The organism is Burkholderia sp. E168m23, from assembly GCF_016586125.1.
Lineage (GTDB): Bacteria > Pseudomonadota > Gammaproteobacteria > Burkholderiales > Burkholderiaceae > Burkholderia > Burkholderia orbicola.
On record NZ_BCPP01000729.1, the window covers coordinates 1 to 3712 of the forward strand.

At 64.7% G+C, this 3712-nt stretch carries 4 protein-coding genes; all 4 read right to left on the reverse strand.

The window, feature by feature from the left end; translation table 11 throughout:
- Positions 1 to 88: 88 nt before the first annotated feature.
- Entirely contained in the window at positions 89 to 982 is an 894-nt protein-coding gene (locus JMF90_RS28385; RefSeq protein ID WP_011546803.1) for a ParB/RepB/Spo0J family partition protein, read from the reverse strand.
- 31 nt (positions 983 to 1013) lie between these two features.
- Entirely contained in the window at positions 1014 to 1793 is a 780-nt protein-coding gene (locus JMF90_RS28390) for a ParA family protein (RefSeq protein WP_011546804.1), read from the reverse strand.
- Between the two features lie 51 nt (positions 1794 to 1844).
- Entirely contained in the window at positions 1845 to 2531 is a 687-nt protein-coding gene (gene rsmG / locus JMF90_RS28395) for a 16S rRNA (guanine(527)-N(7))-methyltransferase RsmG (protein WP_027808854.1), read from the reverse strand.
- A partial coding sequence (locus JMF90_RS28400; protein WP_201325720.1) for an FAD-dependent oxidoreductase occupies positions 2528 to 3712 on the reverse strand: 1185 nt, incomplete at its 5' end. The genes JMF90_RS28400 and rsmG, both read right to left, overlap by 4 nt.

Below are 3712 nucleotides of genomic sequence, written 5' to 3' on the forward strand. Positions count from 1 at the left end.
GCAAGCACCGACCAGCACCGGTTCCTGCGCAAGCCAGCCGAGCCACCGGCGCGGTGCCGGTGCACCCGTTTGCTCCATGGCCGGCCCGTTATTCTTCCGTTGCGACGTTGCCGCGCAGTCGCGCGAGAATGCCCTCGAGTGCATCGAGGTTGCCGAAGTCGATCAGCACCTGCCCTCGCCCGCGGCGGCCCAGCTTGATCTTCACCGTCGACGCGAGCAGGTCCGACAACTCCTCTTCGAGGCGACGCGTATCGCGGCCGCCATCGTCCTTCGCACGCGCCTTCACGGCCGGCGCTTCCTTCGTCGTGTGCGAGACGAGCTTCTCGGTCTCGCGCACCGACATGCGCTTGTTGACCACCTGATGCGCGAGCGTGATCTGCGTGGCCGCGTCGACCGCGAGCAGCGCGCGTGCGTGCCCCATGTCGAGATCGCCGGCCAGCAGCATCGTCTGCACCGGCGATGCGAGGTTAAGCAGGCGCAGCAGGTTCGATACCGCGCTGCGCGAACGGCCGACCGATTCGGCCGCCTGTTCGTGCGTGAAACCAAACTCGTCGAGCAGGCGCTGGATACCGTGTGCCTCTTCGAGCGGATTCAGATCCTCGCGCTGGATGTTCTCGATCAGCGCCATCGCGGCGGCAGCCTGATCGGATACGTCCTTCACGAGCACCGGCACTTCATCGAGGCCGGCCAGGCGCGCCGCGCGGAAACGCCGCTCGCCCGCGATGATCTCGTATTTGTCTGATGAAATGGGCCGTACCAGGATCGGCTGCATCACGCCCTGCGCGCGAATGCTGGCCGCGAGCTCCTGCAAGCTGCCCTCGTCCATCCGCGTACGCGGCTGGTACTTGCCGGCTTGCAGCTTGCCGAGCGCGAGCGTGTTCGGTGCCCCTTCGATCTTCACCGCTTCGGTGATATCGGCACTGCCGCCGAGCAGCGCTTCGAGGCCACGTCCCAAGCCCTTCTTCTTTGGTACCGCGTTCATGTCTTTCTTCCTCGCTTCGCTCATGTCCGGATCACGACACCTCGAACGCGCGCACGCGCTCGATCATTTCGGCACCGAACTGGATATACGCTTGCGCACCGCGCGAACTGCGGTCGAACACGACGCCCGGCAACCCGTAACTCGGCGCTTCCGCCAGGCGCACGTTGCGCGGAATCACCGCGTCGAACACCTTGTCGCCGAAGTGCGCTTTCAGTTGATCGGAGACTTGCTGCTGCAGCGTGATGCGCGGGTCGAACATCACGCGCAGCAAGCCGATGATCTTCAGGTCGCGGTTCATGTTCGCGTGAACCTGCTTGATCGTATTGACGAGGTCCGACAGCCCTTCCAGCGCGAAGTACTCGCACTGCATCGGGATCACGACGCCATGCGCCGCGCACAGTCCGTTCAGCGTCAGCAGCGACAGCGTCGGCGGGCAATCGATCAGCACGAAATCGTAGTCGTCGGCCACGCGCTCGAGCGCGGCCTTCAGGCGGCGCTCGCGGTTGTCGATGCTGATCAGTTCGATCTCCGCGCCGGACAGCTCACGATTGGCGGGAAGCACGTCGTAGGTGACGCCCTCCGGACGCACGCGCGCATCGGCCACCGACACGCCGTCGACCAGCACTTCGTACACGGTCGCTTCGCAGGCGGCCTTGTCGATCCCGCTGCCCATCGTCGCGTTGCCCTGCGGGTCGAGATCGATCAACAGGACTCGTTGCTCCTGCGCTGCAAGGCTTGCGGCGAGATTGACCGATGTCGTCGTCTTGCCGACGCCCCCCTTCTGGTTCGCAACGCAGAAGATCTTTGCCATCGTTGGTGTGTTCCCTTTACCTTCAAACAAACGGCGCGCTACCGCGCGCCTTCAATTCGCGTCGTCGACGGCCACTTCGAACAGATGCCGCTCCGCATCGAGCATCGGCACCGCCAGCCGGATCGTCTGCGTGACACGGCTGCCTTCCGGCAACCGCGCAATCTCGTCGTCCGGGTGAACGCCCTTCATCGCCCAGATCGAACCGCCCGGCGCGACCAGATGTCGAGCAAGTTTAACGAAGTCGGACAGATCCGCGAAAGCGCGGGATACGATCATGTCGAATTTTTCCGGCACTTCGACACCCGGTTGCAGCGATTCGACCCGCCCGGTGACCACCGACAGGTTCGCGAGCTTCAGCTCTGCGCGCATCTGCGTCTGGAAGGCAGACTTCTTCTGCACGATATCGTTCAGCGTGACCTGCCAGCCCGGCTCGACGATCGCGAGCACGATACCGGGCAGCCCGCCGCCCGAGCCGACGTCGAGCACGCGCGCCGACGTACGGCCGCGCAGATGCGGGACGATGGAAAGCGAATCGAGGATGTGCTGGATCAGCATCTGCTTCGGGTCGCGGATCGCGGTCAGGTTGTAGACCGCGTTCCACTTGCCGAGCAGCGCGACATAATCGAGCAACTGGTTGCGTTGCGTATCCGTCAGCGTGAGGTCGAGCGCCGCCGTACCTTCGACGAGCATCCCTTCCAGTACGTCCCGATTAACCGCCGGCGCGCGACGCGCCGTCATTGTTGCGTCGGGACGGCGCCGTCCCCCTGCTCCGCGGCCTCTGCCGCCGTACCGTTACGGCGGCCCAGGCCGCGACGCTTCAGGTGCACCATCAGCAGCGAGATTGCCGCCGGTGTGACGCCCGAGATACGCGACGCCTGCCCGATCGTTTCCGGCCGGAATTCGTTGAGCTTCTGGCTCACCTCGAATGACAGGCCGCGCACTTCGCGGTAATCGATACCGTCCGGCAGACGTGTGTTCTCGTTCGCGTCGTTGCGCTCGATTTCGGACGCCTGACGCTCGATATAGCCCTGATACTTGATGCCGATCTCGACCTGCTCCTTGATCTGCTCGAGCAGCACCGGATCGTCCGCCAGCGGCTCCGCGGGGCCGCACTCGCCGCCCTTCAGTCCGCACACGCCGTCGTAGCTCACGCCCGGCCGACGCAGCAGTTCGGCGAGGCTGTACTCGTGATCGATCGCCTTGCCGAGCAACGCCGTCGCTTCTTCCGCCGGCAGCGTCTTCGGCGTGACCCAGGTCGACTTCAGGCGTTCGGTTTCACGTGAAACAGCGTCGCGCTTCCGGCTGAATGCGTCCCAACGCGCATCGTCAACGAGCCCGAGCTCGCGGCCGATTTCGGTCAGACGCATGTCGGCATTGTCTTCGCGCAGGCTCAGGCGATACTCGGCGCGGCTCGTGAACATGCGGTACGGCTCGGCCACGCCGCGCGTGACGAGATCGTCGACCAGCACGCCCAGATAGGCCTGATCGCGACGCGGGCACCACGCATCCTTCTCCTGCACGTAGCGGCCCGCATTGAGGCCGGCCAACAGCCCCTGCGCCGCCGCTTCTTCGTAGCCGGTCGTGCCATTGATCTGGCCCGCAAAGAACAGCCCATTGATCGCCTTCGTCTCGAGCGACGCCTTCAGCGCGCGCGGGTCGAAGTAGTCGTACTCGATCGCGTAGCCGGGGCGCAGGATGTGCGCGTTCTCGAGGCCGGGCATCGAATGCACGAGTTCGAGTTGGACATCGAACGGCAGGCTGGTCGAGATCCCATTCGGGTAGAACTCGTGGGTCGTCAGCCCTTCCGGCTCGAGGAAGATCTGGTGCGACTCCTTCGAGGCGAACCGGTGGATCTTGTCCTCGATCGACGGGCAATAGCGCGGGCCGACGCCTTCGATCACGCCTGTATACATAGGCGA

What these genes read in the sequence shown, in the direction of transcription:
- JMF90_RS28385 (WP_011546803.1), bottom strand. Translation starts at nt 982, where the DNA reads ATGAACGCGGTACCAAAGAAGAAGGGCTTGGGACGTGGCCTCGAAGCG.
- JMF90_RS28390 (WP_011546804.1), bottom strand. Translation starts at nt 1,793, where the DNA reads ATGGCAAAGATCTTCTGCGTTGCGAACCAGAAGGGGGGCGTCGGCAAG.
- rsmG (WP_027808854.1), bottom strand. Translation starts at nt 2,531, where the DNA reads ATGACGGCGCGTCGCGCGCCGGCGGTTAATCGGGACGTACTGGAAGGG.